Genomic DNA, 17,366 nt, shown 5'->3' with positions numbered 1-17,366 from the left:
CATATTGCATGTTATTTCAAGGTAACTCAAAAGATAGCAACTATCTTCTGTTCTTCATTGATTTCGTCTTCTTCTACAACCTCTGTTTTGGGTAACAGTGTTTTTTCACAAAAATCTTGCATCCAAGAAGCGAATTCTTCTTTTAAAGCCGAATTATGTAAACCATATTCAACAAAGGCTTTCATATATCCTAACTTATTACCACAGTCATGAGATTTACCCACTAAGGTATAAGCTTCGGCGACTTCTTTTTTCAGTAATAAATCTATCGCGTCGGTTAACTGGATTTCCCCACCCACACCCGCAGGTAGTCCGTCCAATAATTCCCAAATCGTTTCAGAGAAAACATAACGACCCACAACAGAAAGATTTGAAGGCGCATCTTCTGGGTTGGGCTTTTCTACGATACGACGAATAGGCGCCCAATTACCTTGAGGACAAAAAACACCTTCACAATCAACAACACCATATTGTTGTACTTGGCTCATTGGCACAGGCTCAACCATAATTTGGCTACGTTCTGTTTTTTCAAAACGTTTTATCATTGCTGATAAATTATCATGTTTAGGATCACAATAATGTGCATTCAATAAAACATCTGGAAGTAAAACAATAAAGGGATTATTGCCAATAACAGGACGAGCGCAGCAAATTGCATGGCCTAAACCTAATGCGTGACCTTGACGAATTTGTACAATTTTGACATTTTCAGGACAAATTGAGCGCACTTCTTCTAATAATTTATTTTTAATACGCTGTTCAAGCATATTTTCTAATTCAAAGCTGGTATCAAAGTGATCTGCTATTGAATTTTTAGAAGAGTGAGTGACTAAAATAATTTCCTCAACACCTGCCTGAGCACACTCTTCAACAATATATTGAATTAATGGGCGATCAACAATTGGCAGCATTTCTTTAGGAATTGATTTCGTTGCAGGTAACATACGAGTACCTAATCCAGCAACAGGGATAACCGCTTTCATCATAATAAAATCCTCTAATAGATATTTATCTAAAACTAATAGTTAGTATTATTTTAAATTTACACTTATATTTCATCAGGAATGCTAGATATATTTAAAAACAGTGATCTCCCTCTTCGTTAAAAAGAGATAACTTTATTTTTATATATCTTTATTAAAAATAAATTTTTATTTAAAATCCAGAATAAAACCCATATTTATTACCACCCATCTCTTTAATAGAATAAAGTGTTTCATCTGCAGATTTCAATAATTCAGATAATGTCTTTCCGTCTTTAGGATATTCTGCAATACCTAAGCTAATAGAAGGCGTTAGCATATAATCTGAATTAATATTGATTGGCTTTTCCATTGATTTCCAAAGTGATTCTATTATCTCTAACAGAATAACTGAGCAAGAACGCAATCCTTTAGGGAAAAGTATAGCAAACTCATCACCACCGAGCCGGCCACAGAACACTTCATTGTTTTCTAATTTTGATAACCGTTTTGATATTTCACACAATACTTTATCACCTGCATGATGCCCGAATTGATCATTAATCGCTTTAAATTTATCGCAATCAACAATGCCCAGACAAAATGACGGCGGATGTGAAATATTTAATCGCTCATTTTCTATTTTTTCAACAATACTTAATCGATTTGATATTCCGGTTAAAGAATCAATATAGCTTTTACTAAATAACTCATTTCTTAATTCTACTTTATCAGTAATATCCAAGCTAATAAACACATAATGAGAAATTAAATTATCTTTATCAAAAACAGGGATAATACTAATATCTTCCCATACATCCTGTTGAGATTCATTATTTCTTTTAGCTTCTAACCGATAAACACCTTTATTATCATTATTACCGTTTACACAATAATTAATTTGATTCTCATCAATTAAATTAAATAAGTCGTATTGTTTATCTTTTATATTTTCAAAATGAACATTATTAGATTCACAATATTTTTCATTAGCATAAACAATAACACCATTAGTATCTGTTACTAACATCATAAAAACATTATTAGTAAATTGCTTTATTAATAAGCATTTAGAATTATCATCATTAAATATCATTTCATTCATTTTTGACCTCCTATGCTCATCAATAAAGCATATATATTATTATTATTCAGCTGACGAGTTATGCGCATAGCGAAAAATAAAGACATCTTTAGCATCAGTGGGTTGGCGATGCACTTGCATTTTTGCATTGCCTCCTTGATGAGTTAACCAACCTTCATATAACCCTTCTAATACTCCAGCACTTGCAACGCGCCACTGAGCATCATCTTGGCTTTGCGTAAAATGAGGCCATGCACAATGCACTAATAAAAGCTCACTCATTGCGAGTGATATAGTGACAAAACCCCATTTAAAGAGTGTTAACACACGATTTATATGCGATTCAAGTAATTGAATATTCTCACTTTCAGGTAACGGATAACGTGAGGCTATCTCTTTACCAATATTTCTTAATTTATTTCCAGCCGTAGAAATATCATTATCATTTAATACTTGAAAAAATAATAATTGAGTTAGATCTTGCCAGCCACTTTCAAACGGTAATTGTAAGATATCACTGTCATGCTTATTCATTATTTGTCTCCTTGATTATTTAGACAGGAAGTCTGGTGTATATTTTAGGTGTAACCACATATTATCTTCTGCGTAATCACCCGATGTATCATGCGATAGGCTGACACCTAACTCGGTTTCTTTATTTAAATAATATTTAGCATCTAACCCTAATCTATAAGTAATATTCGTTTCGTCTTTTTCTTCATAACGAGATTTAATGCGTGGATCGCTCGCATTATGTTTATTTAAAGCATTTTGCATATAACCATGTGTTGGGAAGTAATCACTGCCTTTTTGTTTATAACTTTGTATACCAATTGCACCATTTAATGACACCTCACCTTTTTCAAAGCGGCGAGTATAAGCAACAGGCAGTGAAACGGAGACATAATCTTGCGGGCTAAAATAACCACCATGCCCTAACGAGAAGTAATTTTGGTTATTTCTAAAGTTCATATAATCAACATGTACACCCGCTTTAACTTCTTGTTGTTCATCTTTATAAACCTTAGCGTAAGAACCCACCCACGCTTTCACTTCATCATTACTCGCAACACCCTTACCTTCGTAGTTATAAAAACCACCTCCCGCATAGGCTCCAATTTTACCATCATCCCAAGCATATTGAGCTTTAGCGCCGTTGCGTGTTACACGCCCCCAACTTTCACCCGTGAGTGAATCAGTACGTCCCATATAAGAAAGTAGACTATCTTTTATCGCTCTGCGCTCTGCAGTCAGGGTTAATTGCCCATTTTGGCCAATTTTAGGTGAATATGTGATACCGCCGACAACCGTTGCTGTATCTTTACCTAATGGCGTTGAACCCACATCAAAGCTGACATTTTTGTCTGATAAACGTAATCCTAATTCAACACCAGAAGCACGTTGACTACCGGCTTCATCAGCATTAATTTTATTTTTCTCATCATGGTTATCACTATTTTTAGCGAAGCGTTCAGCATGTTGAAGCTGACCTGAACCAAAACGATTCGCTCTTTCGCCAGAAACTGAGCCACTTGTCATCGAAACTGGATTAACACTAAATTCCCAACGAAACTCTTCACCAGGTACACTAGAAATGCTGATTGGTGCAGAAATTTCAGTAACATTAGATAATCCTTGGTCACCATTACGGTGACGTACAGCAACGCCACCTTGTACCCAAGGCGAGACTTTTTCTTCTAATTCACGAATAGAACGCTGAACTGATGCCATCTCTTTACGTTCATAGATAGAACCTGCAATGGCCGTGTTATCACTCCCTAATGCGTGTAGTTGACCCGCAGAGGTATTCAATGTGTTATCACTGTTTTGCCATTGCGCACTACGTAACAAAGTGAGGGCTTTACGGTTTTCACCGTTTAACTGCGCAATTTGCGCTGCTTGCAATAAATAAGCAGGTTGTGAAGAAGAGGGGATTTGTTGCAACAACTGCTGCGCCTTTCTACCATCTTGTTGTGCTAATGCCACTTCAATTTGAGCCTGAATTAATTTGCTGTCTTTTCCTTGCTCTTTTTCTAAATAAGAGAGAATTTTATTTGACTGTTCTGGCATAGATTGCGCTAAATAAACGCGGCTTAATGCCATTAATAAATCAGGATCATTAGGAGAGGCTTTTAAGGCAACAACCAGTGTGTCATAAGCGGCTTTAATTTCACCTTTTTCACGTAAGCTATCGGCTTGTGCAACTTTGGTCGCTACCTCTAAACGTTTTTTCTCAACAATCGGCGTTTCTTGTTGCAATGCAGGATCGTTAATCAAGCTAGATGCTTGCGTATAATGACCTAACTCATTGAGTACATTGATATGACCTGCATAGTTACCTACAGAGCCTTTCGTGCCTTTGGCTATATCACTTTCAACTAATTGCAAGGCTTCATCATTAAGTCCACTACTTACTAATTTTTCCGCTAACTCACCCACATCATTTGGATAATCAGCAACTTGGTTAATTAAAGGACGCAATGTATTACGTACAGCCGCAAGATTGCCTGCTTGACGATAATGTTCAGCTTGTGCCAATTGACGGTGAAAACGAGCGCGCTGTAATAATTCTTTTTCAGCTTCAGTTTGTTGATTATGGCTACTTAGCAAGTTAAAGACTTTATCCCACTCTTTTTGCTCAACATAAAAGAGAGAAGCAACATAATCTGTGTCTCTTGTTCTACGATTTTGCAATTGTGAAATAATATTTTTTGCCCCAACACTATCGCCATCAGCCGCCATTAAACGAGCTAAATCAAGGTAAACCCAATTATTTTGTGGGTTTTTACGTTGTGCTTGTGTCAGCAATTGTCTTGCTTGAACACGATTACCATTTTCTAACGCTTTTTGTGCTTCACGACGTAATGTTTCTGAAGGATCGGTGTTTGCGGTTAATTTCTGACGTAAAGATGCAGATTGTTGCGCAAGCAGTTGTTCAGCTTTGCTGTTTTGTCCTTCTTGAACCAATAAATAGTAGTAAGCAGAAATGACTTTTTCGTTACGGCTATTTTGTTGATAAAGTCCAGCTAGCAATTGGTGTGCAGCCGGTAAATTACCTTGTTTACGTAATAAATCAGCTTGTAACAAGTTGGCGGATAATCCTTTCTCACCAGAAGCGCCCGTTAAAGGAGCTAATTGATCGAGAGCTTGTTGAATATTCCCTTGTTTAGCACGTTGTTGTGCGCTGCGTAATTGCGCATAAAAACCTGCATCTTCCGCTTGTTGCTTCCATTTACTGCCTTGTTCGCCACCTGATTGTGCCGCTTGATTTAATAAGCGCTGACCTGTTGTTAAATCACCCGAACGTAATGCGGTATAACCTAAACCGGCTAATGCTTGAGCGTCATTATTATCTGCAGCTAATGCTTGTTTGAAATAACTTTCAGCTTCTTTCAACTTTCCTTTATTTAATGCGGTATAACCCGCTTGACGCGCATTACCTTGTATAGCGCCCTGGAAATGCTCAGCAATTGCTTTATCATTTGGGTTTGCTTGCAGATAGGTTTTATATAACACCTCATCGTCAGGGCGAACATTCAACCATAGCAATGCTTGACGAAGGCCTTTTTTTGCAGACTCATCACCCGAGATATTCCCTAAAATCGTGATACCTTCACGGCGAGTTTCTTCGTTATAAGTTAGCGTTAACCCTAATGCTTTTTGAGTTTCTTTATTATCAGGCATTAATGCAGCACGTTGTTTTAGCCCTGAAATAGCTTGTGGCAACATGGCAGGGACACCCGCCATTGTTTGATAGTATTCTAATGCCAGCGTTTCTGGTGGCTCACTGCTAACAAATAAACGTTGATATGCTTTTATGGCTTCTTCTTGTTGCCCTTTTTTCGCTAATTCTCTGGCATAGCCTAATTGTTGCTCACTAAATTGTGATGATCGGATGTTTTTCAGTCCTTCGATGCGCGGATCTTGTGGTGCAACTTGTGCCAGTTTTTCACGCCAATAAGTCGCTTGTTTTTCATTTCCTTGTTGTGCTGTAAAAAATGCCATTAAATACAGCGCATCTTGGTTATTACTTTCCATAATCAACACTTTTTGCAGTGCTTCTACTGCACGCGCATCATGCGCTCTACCATGCCAATAATTAGCTTGTTCAATAAGAGAACTCACAATATTGGGATCAGTAGCGGTTGTATTTACATCATTCGCCGTGGCTTGTACTTGGCTTGATGCGCCTAAAATACAACCTGCATAAATAACTTTAACGATGATGTTAAGTGCGTGGTTTTTCATTCTATATCCCCCTATTTACCTGAACGATGCTGTGATATTTGGTCTAAACGACGAATTGAACGGCGTTGTAACCAGTAAAAAGTCACGAAGCCCGTCAATGCGCAAAAACCAACAGCTAAAAGACCAAGCAAATAGACATGTCTAGAGCTATACCAAAGAAATTGTTGTAAGAAAGGTAAGTCACCTTGAGAAAAGTGTTCGCCTAAATGGAAACTTTTTACCGTGTCTTTACCACTAATCAGTGTGATATCACCTTTAACAGCCGCGTTTATTTGAGCTAAATTTAAATCATTGATAATGGTTTTTATCGAATCATTACCTTTAGCTGTGACTAATACGACAACCCTATCGCTTGCCCAAGGTGAGATAAAACTCACCATGCCGCGCCAGTCATTAACAGAAGCAAGATAATTTGCTGCATCACCACTTTGAGATAAGTAGTCACCTGCAGCCCAACCTTTTACCTTATCAATAAATGACTGAGGTTTAATTTCGACCGTTTTATTTAAAAATGAGAATGTTTGTTGTGAAAAACGTGCTGGTAAAAAGCCCTCACTATTCAATGATCCAATTGCTAATACATCGTGTTGAGCGAGGTTATTTTTCTCAAGCTCTTTAGCACCTAAGAACACTGAAGCATGAGAAACGGGAGTTCCTGTGGCATAACCCGATCTCGCCATTAAGTTCACTAAGGTATAAAGCTCTTCGGTTGTTGGGTTTTCAGGCAGTAGTAGTGTGGTTTGTGAAAAATCAGCACGGCGACTAAATGGGAATGAAGCCCCCGAAAAATAAGCCAAATTCGGCATTCTTGAATAGTGCCAAGTATTTTTAAATTGCAGCGTTGATTGCGGATCAATTTGACTAATCAAGCTACTGCCATCCGTTAAAATACAAGGTGAATCTTCAGGCTCACGTAAATCAAAATAAAGCTGCAATTGATTTTGACTGTAGATTTGACGAGGATTTAAATAGAGTGTGCTATTTTGCTGTTCACTCTCCATTCCTAGCCATTGTCTTAGCATTCCTAAAGGTTCTGAACGTGCGGGATATAACGCACCTAAGAATTGATTATTCAAAGAAGCAATCAAAGAAGAACGACGACTATTGAGCTTATCTGAATGAGGAAAAACATATTTCAATTCTAACGGTAATGCATCACCATCCCACCAAAATAGATCCGGTGAAACACGAAATGAAAACTGATTGGGTGCATGGTTAATACCTTGGCGAGTGAAATCATCACTGCCATTCGCAATTTGACCTAATGTGACGGGTTTATTGGTATTTAACCAACGCGGTGCATCATAATCTTTTCGTACTGTCAGCGTTTGAGACGGTACGATTAAGTGATCATTTTGTGGCAATTTACCGTTATTTAACGCCCAGACGGCTTGACGTAACGATTTCTCATTATCACCACTGATCAATAATAATTTGAACACCGGATCAACAGGATTATCAACAATAGTTAATTGTCCATTATTTCCTGAAGGGAGGGTAATACCTGCTATAGTTTGTCCTGAATAGCCCACTAAAATACCGTCACTTTCAGGCAATTGATTCATTAAAACGGGTAAATCCACTTGCTTAATATCATGACTGAAACTCCCAAACCATGATGCTGCAATCGCGGCTGTTGTTACCTCTGCATGATCAGGTTTATCTGACAATATGATAGGTAACGAGGTCGCCGTCATTCTGTCGGGATCAAAGAACGGTAGGGGCAATCGTTCCAGACTGTACCCGCCATTAATCCAGCGACCTCGATAATCTAATGATGAATCAGGAGAAATAACCAGACTAAGCCCTTCCGTTAATGGCGGTGTACATTGACTTTCATCTAATGCATCACGACTTGCTAAACGGAAACTCAAGTTATTCACATTCGTCAACATCATTTCAGGGATTTCTAAAACATATTCATGTTCTTGCCCACCTTCTTCTAAAGGTAGAAATCCCATAGGTTGACCATTTAACATTAAGTGGAGCGTTTGATCAGATTGAACCAATCCTTGGGATGCTTTCACTTTCATGGTTAATGTGGCGCTATCAATAAATAAATCATTCGCCATATTAAATGTCACCCCAGAAAGTAATCGTCTTCCTGATAACACAATAGGTGAGGGATTACCCATCTGTGCCATTGTTAATTGTTCTTCGATATTACGTGCTTCAGATAATGCGGCATCTTCAAGCTGGATCGGGTTATTGATGTTTTGTCGCACTGGAGAATGAGTATAAGAAGTCGGATCAGGTAAAACCTCACCACCGAGTTCCAACATACCCGTTGCAGCTTGAGATAAATGAATACTCGCAATCGCCATAGCCGTTAAGCTCAGCATTAATGTCAGTTTCTTTTTCATGCTTAGTCATCCCCATTAATAGATTGCACAGAGAGTGACGCTTTTGCTTTTGTTCTTGTTGCTGCAACTTTTACTTTTTGACGACGACCAAAGAACAATTCAAAAATACAGCGTGTAATGCCTGCTAACTCTTTAAACGGTTTATCTTTGTAATCTGCTTGATGTATCCATGCGTCTGCACGACCAAAGACAATACGCACTAATTTACGACGAACATTTAAATTAATAGGTAAGAATTCAAGACGTAATTGATTATTTTCTAAGCTGACCATATCAACCGGAACGGAAACCTCATCACGTTGAACATTAAGCGTGATTGAATTGATGTTACGTTGACGCACTTCGGCCATTTTATTAACAGCAATTCGAACCCCGCCCATTGAAATATCTTCAGTGGTTGTCGTTAATTCAGCACCATCATCAAAATGTAGTGTAATAGGAAGAGAAGCTTTAATTCGCGTGTGTTTACGAATTTGGCGAGTTTCTTTACCAACCGCAATAGAGGCTAGAATAATAAATAAACTATATGTTGCCCAAGTAAGGTTTAAGATAATAACCAGTGGATCAATACCTTGGAAATCGTTTAATAAATAACGGATAACTACCCATGAAATCCCTGTAATTAGAAGAAGTGCCGTAATAATTAGAGGGCGTACAGTGAGGTAATCCATATAGCTTTTATCAAGTAAATCACCTTTATCTGTTACGTTAAATTTACCCAGTTTTGGTGATACTAAGCTTAATAGCGTTGGTAACACTAAACTAAATGCCATCACCGTTTCATAGATTTCCCCCCAAAAAGAGTAGCGATATTTACCGATATTCTTCGAGTTTACATACACCGACATGATTAAGTGAGGTAATGCATAGGCAAATATCATGCTGGCTGATGAAGCGATAATATTGAGGTTAAATAACATAAACAGTAACGGTGCAGTCAGAAAGATAACTCGTGGTAAACCATACTGAAAATGAAGCATTGCATTGAGGTAACATAAGCGCTGAGGAAAAGTTAACCCACGGCCTAACATTGGATTATCAACACGAAATATCTGTGTCATCCCCCTCGCCCAACGAATACGTTGGTTAATGTGTAATGCTAAACGCTCTGTTGCAAGACCCGCGGCTAAAGGAATATCAATAAATGCAGAGTTCCAGCCTAAGCGTTGTAATTTTAATGCGGTATGCGCATCTTCTGTTACTGTTTCAACGGCAATACCACCGATTTCATCAAGTGCACTGCGTCTCATAACAGCACATGAACCACAGAAGAACGTTGCATTCCAGTTATCATTACCACGTTGAACAGGGCCGTAAAAAAGAGCACCTTCATGCGGAGCATCTTTTGCCGCACTTAAATTACGTTCAAATGGGTCTGCTGAATAGAAGTAGTGAGGTGTTTGAATAAGAGCCAATTTAGGATCTTCAAGGAAACTTCCTACTGTTGCTTGCAAGAAAATGCGCGTTGAAATATGGTCACAGTCAAAAACACAAATGAGTTCGCCATCCGTTAACCCCATCGCGTGATTTAAGTTACCTGCTTTGGCATGATCATGAACTTCACGTTCAATATAAGTAACGCCAACATCGCCAGCAAACTGTTTAAACTCTTCACGGCTACCATCATCCAATATATACACTTTCATTTTATCTTGTGGATAATCGATAGCTTGTGCAGCCAAAACCGTATCACGTACAACATCCAAACTTTCGTTATACGTTGGAATATAAATATCTACGGTTGGCCATTGAGCAACATCTTTAGGCAACGGTGCTATTTTTCTATTTAATGGCCATGATGTTTGGAAATACCCTAAGACTAAAATAATCCAAGAATAAATTTCAGCCATAAATAATCCGCTACCTAAAACAGCTTCGATAGTTGTATTAAAATTAAGGGTATTCGTTGCACGCCAGTAAAGATAACGCGTTGACATCAACAATGAGATAAAAACCATTGTTAATAATCGTTTTTTTGATTTTTTAAAGCCGATAACAAATAACAGAAATATATTGATAATACCGAATATATATTGTTGCTCGGCACTCATTGGCATAACAATGAGTGAAAACATTGTTATCAATAGAAAAGCCGTAATTAATGTTTTAAATATTTTATTCATAAACCCATACCTTTGTCATCGCCATAGATCTTTTCTTAAGACAAAGGTTTCCCGTCGATATAAAAAATATCGAAAAGAAATAAACCTATCTTAAAAAATAAAATAACAATGGCTAAAGATTGACACCAGTCAATATTATTTATTTACACAAAGAGTTTTTCTTATTTAGATTAAACAGAAGCAATAAATGAAAAAATATCTTTTAATGATATATTTTCATGTGCATGTTTCCTATCTGTATCCTTGTTATCAAATATTTTATTATCTGCTAACAAATTTTTCTTACTCTTAATTAAATTGTCTTTATTTGCTTTAACAGCTAAAGCATCCTGGCGATAAGAAGGGATAGTCGAAACGGTAATAGGCTGTTTTTGTTTGTTTTTCACAGGAAGTGAAGTTTCAGAAAACGTATTATTACTTAAATTACTAATTTTATTATTATCTTCATTACTTATAATTATTGGTTCTATTTTATTATCAACATCTTGAGTCGCAGTAGAAGAAAACTCTTGAAAAGCAAAGCCATCTTCTTGAAACTTATCTTTTAGGTTACTTATATCATCATACATAGTGTGGCCCCTTTAATAACAGCACTCTAAATCTTGTTCAATAACTTGATGCTCATCCGAAATAAGGAAGAGAGAACTTTTAGAGATAACTTTCACAATAATTTAAAAATATATCTTTATAAATTCATATTTAAGCTCTCATTAAACTATCAATTAATGAACATCAACTATGTAGGGTAAATTAATCTTATAAATACTGATTTATTTAATTATAAATAAGCATCATCTGATTAGGAGTAATGATTATTTAAATTAAATTGTATAATTATTTTAATGGGAAATACAACATCAAAAAAAATATGAAACTTTAGGCTGTACTCATTTTCACTTTATAAAATTGGGTATTTTTACTTAATTTCACATTTACTATTACCATCAAAATTAGCGTCTTTTTTCTCCCAAAACCTCTCCCTTAAAACCATATAATAACTAACATTAATTAGTAACAATTTGTATAAATTTTATAAAAATAAAATTCTAAAATAATTAAGGTTTAATATTATTTCTTCTAAAAATTAAAGAACCCGTCAAGATCAAATAAAAAAAATCTTCTTATTTTCACTAAAAATACAACTGTAAAAAAAACATTAAAAAACTTAATTTATTATTTCGTCATATTGATAATTATCAAAATAGACTTATTTTTTACACTCAAAAGGTGAGTTTCTTGTTTTTTGTCATAATTAAACCCTCTTATTTTACTAGAAAAAAATAAAATACATCAGAGTTGGTTAAGTTTTAGGAAAAAAGGCTTTTAATGATGACAAAAAGAGATTATCGAACGATGAGTAGATATATTTTTCACATATAGTAAATACCGCTAAGAATAACCTGTGTTTTAGGATAATTATCTTAAGTAATATTTTAGTCTTAAAATAATATTGTTAATTTAGCTTAACAAACGAACAAGCGTGATCTAGTTCAAACTATAAATGTAACAGTGAAAATAATTAGCACAATATAACTAACTCATTGAATAAATTAATAAACAATCCAAAATATAGTTATATATACCAATAATTAGTATTAATACTAGTCATTCCAATTTTTTATATTAAAAATACTTAATTAGCTACACCTTTATACTAATAAGATGACTTCATTTTAAGACTATCTTTTTCTGTAACTATATAAAAACAAATACGTTTTAAGTAGATTTTTTTAAGAATAATCTTACGAATCTTAATGCTATTTTTCTTATCATTTAACAAAAACCAGTCAAATAAAGACACCTTCATTATACAAATAATACGAGTAGCGGAATCGCTTCACCTATTCACAGAATCATAAAAAGGCACTCTATCCTTCTTTACTTCTATGCTATCTTTATTAAATGAATAAGGAACATGAATAACGACTGGAAAAAAGATGGATTTAGAACAATTAAAAAAAGATTTCTGTGCCGGAAAGAAAATAAAATTTATCTATTTTTGGGGGCACAAAACGAAAAAGAATGACATAACAAAAAGCTGCTTTAGCCAATGGTATCCTGCACCTTTTATATTAGATAATGTTCGTTATGTTTCAGCAGAACACTATATGATGGCTGAAAAAGCGAGAATATTTAATGATAGAGTCATCTATGAACGTATCATTACGACCTCTAACCCTGGCACAGCAAAAGCCCTAGGACGAGAAGTAAAAGGATTTAACCAAGAAATTTGGGATCAACAACGTATGGAAATCGTTATTAGGGCCAATATTGCTAAGTTTTCCCAAAATAAAGAACTGGGTAAATTTCTTATTTCAACAGGCAATCGTGTGCTTGTTGAAGCAAGCCCTGTTGATAAAATATGGGGAGTAGGCTTAAGTGAACAAGATAAAGAGGTTAGCAATCCCCTTCTTTGGAATGGATTAAATTTATTAGGCTTTGCTCTAATGAAAGTACGTAGTACGTTGATTGAAAATAGTTATCAATAGATAAAGAAAACTCAACTGTCACCAATCACTGTTCTTCTTTAACCGAGTGTATATAAGCAGTAGAGATAACTTAAATATTGACTGAAATAGATATGTCACCGTAACAACAATCGTGTTGTTGCTATAAATAATATTTACAGAATAATTAAGAGACTGATATGTATTATGGTTTTGATATGGGCGGCACAAAAATTGAGCTTGCCGTTTTTGATAAAGATCTTACCCAAGTATGGCAAAAGCGCGTTCCTACACCTAAAAATGACTATCAAGCATTATTGAATGTTTTTAAGGAACTGACATTAGAAGCTGACAATGACTTAGGGTGTAAAGGTAAAATTGGTGTCGGTGTGCCGGGTATTGTTAATGCAAAAGAAGGGACTGTATTTACCACGAATGTTCCAGCGGCTAAATACAAACCTATGGTTCATGACCTCGCTCATATACTCAATAGACCGGTTAAGGTCGAAAATGATGCTAACTGCTTTGCTTTATCTGAGGCTTGGGACCCTGAATTTCGCCATCACCCCTCTGTATTAGGTCTTATATTAGGTACAGGTGTTGGGGGGGGCTTTGTTATTGATGGTAAAGTCCTTTCTGGCAAAAATGGTATTGCGGGTGAAATCGGCCATATGAATCTGAACATAGATGCAGATAATGTGATCGGTGAAACAATGCCAAAAATTATTTGTGGTTGTGGTAAAAAAGCCTGTTTTGAAACTTATCTATCAGGACGTGGCTTTGAACGTATGTATAAAGCCTTCAATCATGCACCACAAAGAGCTGTTGATATTGTTGAACAATATTATACAGGGGATGAAAAAACACAAGAGCATGTCGATCGCTATATGAAAGTACTTGCGATTTACTTGAGTAATATCCTTACTGTACTTGATCCTCATTTAATTGTTATCGGTGGTGGGCTATCACAGTTTAATGCGCTGTATGAGCTATTACCTGAATATATTTCACACTGTCTATATGGTAATGCTCAAATCCCTGCAATAGAAAAAGCACGTCATGGTGATGCAGGTGGTGCTCGTGGAGCAGCCTGTCTTAATTTATTAGACTGATAAACAAACAAGGGCCTTTCTTCTTTTATTAAAGGCTCTTCTATCAAAACAGTTTTATCTACGTCACTCTGTATTAAGGCTATCGTTATGGATAAGATTTGGTTTAAAAAAAGATTAACCTTTCTTGGTGGGTTAACTATCACATTAATCCTGCTTCAATTAATTGGCTCTCTATTGCCTATTTCACTTCTTCAATGGGGAATTATTCCAAGAACAGGAGAAGGATTAATTGGTATCTTTATCGCCCCTTTTGTACATGGCTCTTGGTCTCATCTTTTTAGTAATTTATTACCTCTTCTTATTCTTAGCTTTTTATCCATGACTCAATCATTACGAGAATATATCTTTTCAAGCCTATTTATTATTATCGTAAGTGGTTTATTGGTTTGGATTTTTGGACGAAGTGCCATTCATATTGGCGCAAGTGGCTGGATTTTTGGATTATGGTCTTTACTTATCGCTCATGCTTTTACACGTCGTAAAATTATCGATATCGTCATCGCACTTTTTGTTTTATTTTATTATAGTTCAATGGCTTATGGTTTGATTCCTGGTCAATTAGGCGTATCTACAGAGTCACATATTGCGGGCGTTATTGCAGGATTACTTTATGCATGGTGTGCAAGGAAATTAGTACGTCGTAAAAGTCGAGTAGTAGAAGTGGCAAAATAAAAAGCCACTTCCCTATCAAATAGCTAACTCAATGACTTATGACCAATTGGCAATATGGTTCTGCCATACATCTCATTTAATACTTCAGCCATTGCAAGATAAAAAGCACTGGCACCACAAATAATACCTTCAAAACCTGCAATTTTTAAAATCAATGCATTACTGGTGATATTTCCTATCGCCAATAATGCAAACAAAATTGTCAGGCTTAAAAAGACAAATTGGAGTGCTCTATTGGCTTTTAATGTGCCAATAAACATGAAAAAGGTAAAAATTCCCCATAGCGCTAAAAACACCCCTAAAAAGACAGGTGTTGTGGGTTCACTTAACCCCATTACAGGCAATAACCAAATTCCTACTAAGGTGATCCAAAAAAAACCATAAGAGGTAAATGCGGTGGCACCAAACGTATTGCCTTTCTTGAACTCAAACAGTCCAGCAATAACTTGAGCGATCCCGCCGTAAAAAATTCCCATACTCATAATGACAGAGACGACAGGAAAAAAACCGGCATTATGTATGTTCAACAAAATCGTTGTCATACCAAAACCCATTAAACCTAATGGACCCGGATTGGCAATGCGTTCGTTAGTCATAAAACCTAAAACCTCTAAAAATAATAGGGGGAAATTAAAAAAAATTTGAAGGCGCTGGATAATAAGAGGTAATACATCTAAAAACAATGATCCCGAAGGGTATATTTTTGAATAACCGCTCACACTGAGACTAAGGGGAAATAACCAGTTGATTTACCTTAGAGAAAAGAAGTATTTAGTGATAGATGCTTATATCAATAAAAAACACAAAGAAAAATAAAGGTCTATAATTTGAGAAGTAATATCAATCAGTTGATATATTAATACCGAAATTTACCTTAATATGCGGTTTTATACATGAAAATGAAATAAAATCTCACACAATAATTAGTTGTATTATTAACCAATAAGTGAGCTTGTTATGAAAAAAATTCTAGTATTATTAATTGGTAGTACATTAGCGTTTGCATCTCAAGCAAATACAACACAGCAAGGTGGCTTTCAAGGTTCAATTCAAACACCAACAGAACAAGGTGGATTTAAAGGCCCTTCGATTAGTGAAACCACGGTAGCTAAAGCAAAAGATCTTTCTGATGACACATGGGTTATCTTAACGGGCAAAATTACCAAAAAAATTGGTGATGAGTTGTATGTTTTTGAAGATAGCACTGGCGGTATCAATGTAGATATTGATAATAAAAGATGGCGCGGACAAACAGTGACCCCAGATAATACCGTCAGAATTGAAGGTAAAGTAGATAAAGAGTGGACAAATACTGAGATCGATGTAAAACAAATTACTATTATCAAATAATTTGTTTTTAAATTAAAATCATCCTGATTATTATAAAAGCTAATATATTGAAATATATTAGCTTTTTATTTTCTATTTTTTAATATTTTAATATTTTAATATTTTAATATTTTAATATTTTAATTTAATCAATAAAATTGGATCCTTTATACAAATTTCTCCACTTTAACCTCAGGTTAGGTTTAGGTTTATAGTGATTACCAGTTAAAGCACAATCACTCTTCGCAAGAGGTGATTTAACTGATGAGATACCCTCAAATCATTTATATCCTAACTCTACGTTTACCCTGTTTTCTCCATTTTAAGCCTGCTATGCAGGCTTTTTTTCTGACTAATTTCTATAAATCGTATTAAAATCTAATAAAAACCATGAAAATATTATTTATACCTTTGTTTTCTATAAATATTTTTTTACAAAAATCTACGTGTTTATACCTTTATTAAATTGACCTTCCTGTAGGGGGAAACATTATTGTTTCATTTATCAATCTTATGAAAGGAATAGACAATGAAAAAATTATTACTCCCCTCTATTATGGCAATATCCGCTTTTGCAAGTACCGCTTATGCATCTCATCATAATATCGTTGAAGTTTATAAAACAGACAGTTGCGGGTGCTGTACTTTATGGGCTGATGGCGTAAAAGAAGCAGGATTTAACGTTAAAGTGAATATTGTGTCAGAAACGCAATTAATGGAAAAATACCAACAAGCAGGTGTACCCAATAATTTATTAAGTTGCCACTTGGCGACTTACCAAGGTAAGGACTTAGTTGGGCATATCCCAGTAGATAGCCTAAAAAATATCAATTTAGTCGATAAATCAAAATCAGGTATTGCGGTTGCAGGTATGCCAGCAGGAAGTTTAGGTATGTATGCAGGCGATTATAAAGAACCGTATCAAGTGATTGCTTTTGATAAATCAGGCAACCAATCCCTATTTAAGTCTTACAACTAGGTTTTTCTTAGTTAGTTTTGTTCTTACTGTAGTGTTGTTTTAATAGC

General features: G+C 35.5%; 13 protein-coding genes. 5 read left to right on the top strand and 8 right to left on the bottom strand.

The genetic code is table 11. The annotated features are described in order from the left end of the window. Positions 1-26: 26 nt before the first annotated feature. From galU to INT04_RS16375, 7 genes are all read right to left on the bottom strand, one after another. Positions 27-986 (bottom strand): UTP--glucose-1-phosphate uridylyltransferase GalU, encoded by a 960-nt coding sequence (galU, locus tag INT04_RS16405; RefSeq protein WP_226894149.1) that lies wholly within the window; start codon positions 984-986, stop codon positions 27-29. 169 nt (positions 987-1,155) lie between these two features. Then, positions 1,156-2,067 carry a sensor domain-containing diguanylate cyclase gene (locus INT04_RS16400; RefSeq protein ID WP_193017180.1) on the bottom strand — a complete coding sequence of 304 codons (912 nt, stop codon included), beginning with the start codon at positions 2,065-2,067 and terminating at the stop codon, positions 1,156-1,158. Between the two features lie 42 nt (positions 2,068-2,109). Next, entirely contained in the window at positions 2,110-2,580 is a 471-nt protein-coding gene (gene bcsD / locus INT04_RS16395; protein ID WP_193017179.1) for a cellulose biosynthesis protein BcsD, read from the bottom strand. A gap of 15 nt (positions 2,581-2,595) precedes the next feature. Continuing rightward, positions 2,596-6,294 carry a cellulose biosynthesis protein BcsC gene (locus INT04_RS16390; protein WP_193017178.1) on the bottom strand — a complete coding sequence of 1,233 codons (3,699 nt, stop codon included), beginning with the start codon at positions 6,292-6,294 and terminating at the stop codon, positions 2,596-2,598. An 11-nt stretch (positions 6,295-6,305) separates the two neighbouring features. Continuing rightward, the gene (gene bcsB, locus INT04_RS16385) at positions 6,306-8,657 is read right to left on the bottom strand and encodes a cellulose biosynthesis cyclic di-GMP-binding regulatory protein BcsB (protein WP_193017177.1); all 2,352 of its coding nucleotides are present in this window, start codon (positions 8,655-8,657) and stop codon (positions 6,306-6,308) included. A gap of 2 nt (positions 8,658-8,659) precedes the next feature. After that, a complete protein-coding gene (gene bcsA / locus INT04_RS16380; protein ID WP_193017176.1) occupies positions 8,660-10,780 on the bottom strand; it encodes a UDP-forming cellulose synthase catalytic subunit in 2,121 nt (706 codons plus the stop codon). A gap of 170 nt (positions 10,781-10,950) precedes the next feature. Next, the gene (locus tag INT04_RS16375) at positions 10,951-11,349 is read right to left on the bottom strand and encodes a hypothetical protein (RefSeq protein WP_193017175.1); all 399 of its coding nucleotides are present in this window, start codon (positions 11,347-11,349) and stop codon (positions 10,951-10,953) included. A gap of 1,368 nt (positions 11,350-12,717) precedes the next feature. On the opposite strand from INT04_RS16375, the gene INT04_RS16370 reads away from it, so the two are divergent. The 3 genes from INT04_RS16370 (at position 12,718) to INT04_RS16360 (ending at position 15,011) form a co-directional block, all read left to right on the top strand. Further along, positions 12,718-13,269 carry an NADAR family protein gene (locus INT04_RS16370; protein WP_193017174.1) on the top strand — a complete coding sequence of 184 codons (552 nt, stop codon included), beginning with the start codon at positions 12,718-12,720 and terminating at the stop codon, positions 13,267-13,269. Between the two features lie 158 nt (positions 13,270-13,427). Further along, positions 13,428-14,339, top strand: coding sequence for an N-acetylglucosamine kinase (nagK, locus tag INT04_RS16365; RefSeq protein ID WP_193017173.1), 912 nt, complete (start codon positions 13,428-13,430; stop codon positions 14,337-14,339). 87 nt (positions 14,340-14,426) lie between these two features. Next, positions 14,427-15,011: a rhomboid family intramembrane serine protease gene (locus INT04_RS16360; RefSeq protein WP_193017172.1), complete on the top strand. Its 585-nt coding sequence runs from the start codon at positions 14,427-14,429 to the stop codon at positions 15,009-15,011. A 23-nt stretch (positions 15,012-15,034) separates the two neighbouring features. On the opposite strand, the gene satP is transcribed toward INT04_RS16360, so the two are convergent. Further along, entirely contained in the window at positions 15,035-15,607 is a 573-nt protein-coding gene (gene satP, locus INT04_RS16355) for an acetate uptake transporter (protein ID WP_193017171.1), read from the bottom strand. A 346-nt stretch (positions 15,608-15,953) separates the two neighbouring features. Here satP and INT04_RS16350 point away from each other — a divergent pair, with 346 nt between their 5' ends. Further along, positions 15,954-16,361: a YgiW/YdeI family stress tolerance OB fold protein gene (locus INT04_RS16350; RefSeq protein ID WP_413465751.1), complete on the top strand. Its 408-nt coding sequence runs from the start codon at positions 15,954-15,956 to the stop codon at positions 16,359-16,361. Between the two features lie 508 nt (positions 16,362-16,869). After that, the gene (locus INT04_RS16345; RefSeq protein ID WP_193017169.1) at positions 16,870-17,319 is read left to right on the top strand and encodes a DUF411 domain-containing protein; all 450 of its coding nucleotides are present in this window, start codon (positions 16,870-16,872) and stop codon (positions 17,317-17,319) included. Positions 17,320-17,366: the final 47 nt, after the last annotated feature.

The organism is Proteus sp. FME41 (assembly GCF_014897315.1).
GTDB lineage: Bacteria > Pseudomonadota > Gammaproteobacteria > Enterobacterales > Enterobacteriaceae > Proteus.
The sequence above is the reverse complement of the archived record's forward strand: the minus strand, read 5'-3'. Positions and strand labels throughout refer to the sequence as shown.

Bases quoted from the DNA above. Each gene is read 5' to 3' on its own strand.
- galU (WP_226894149.1), bottom strand. From the start codon at position 986: ATGATGAAAGCGGTTATCCCTGTTGCTGGATTAGGTACTCGTATGTTA.
- INT04_RS16400 (WP_193017180.1), bottom strand. From the start codon at position 2,067: ATGAATGAAATGATATTTAATGATGATAATTCTAAATGCTTATTAATA.
- bcsD (WP_193017179.1), bottom strand. From the start codon at position 2,580: ATGAATAAGCATGACAGTGATATCTTACAATTACCGTTTGAAAGTGGC.
- INT04_RS16390 (WP_193017178.1), bottom strand. From the start codon at position 6,294: ATGAAAAACCACGCACTTAACATCATCGTTAAAGTTATTTATGCAGGT.
- bcsB (WP_193017177.1), bottom strand. From the start codon at position 8,657: ATGAAAAAGAAACTGACATTAATGCTGAGCTTAACGGCTATGGCGATT.
- bcsA (WP_193017176.1), bottom strand. From the start codon at position 10,780: ATGAATAAAATATTTAAAACATTAATTACGGCTTTTCTATTGATAACA.
- INT04_RS16375 (WP_193017175.1), bottom strand. From the start codon at position 11,349: ATGTATGATGATATAAGTAACCTAAAAGATAAGTTTCAAGAAGATGGC.
- INT04_RS16370 (WP_193017174.1), top strand. From the start codon at position 12,718: ATGGATTTAGAACAATTAAAAAAAGATTTCTGTGCCGGAAAGAAAATA.
- nagK (WP_193017173.1), top strand. From the start codon at position 13,428: ATGTATTATGGTTTTGATATGGGCGGCACAAAAATTGAGCTTGCCGTT.
- INT04_RS16360 (WP_193017172.1), top strand. From the start codon at position 14,427: ATGGATAAGATTTGGTTTAAAAAAAGATTAACCTTTCTTGGTGGGTTA.
- satP (WP_193017171.1), bottom strand. From the start codon at position 15,607: ATGACTAACGAACGCATTGCCAATCCGGGTCCATTAGGTTTAATGGGT.
- INT04_RS16345 (WP_193017169.1), top strand. From the start codon at position 16,870: ATGAAAAAATTATTACTCCCCTCTATTATGGCAATATCCGCTTTTGCA.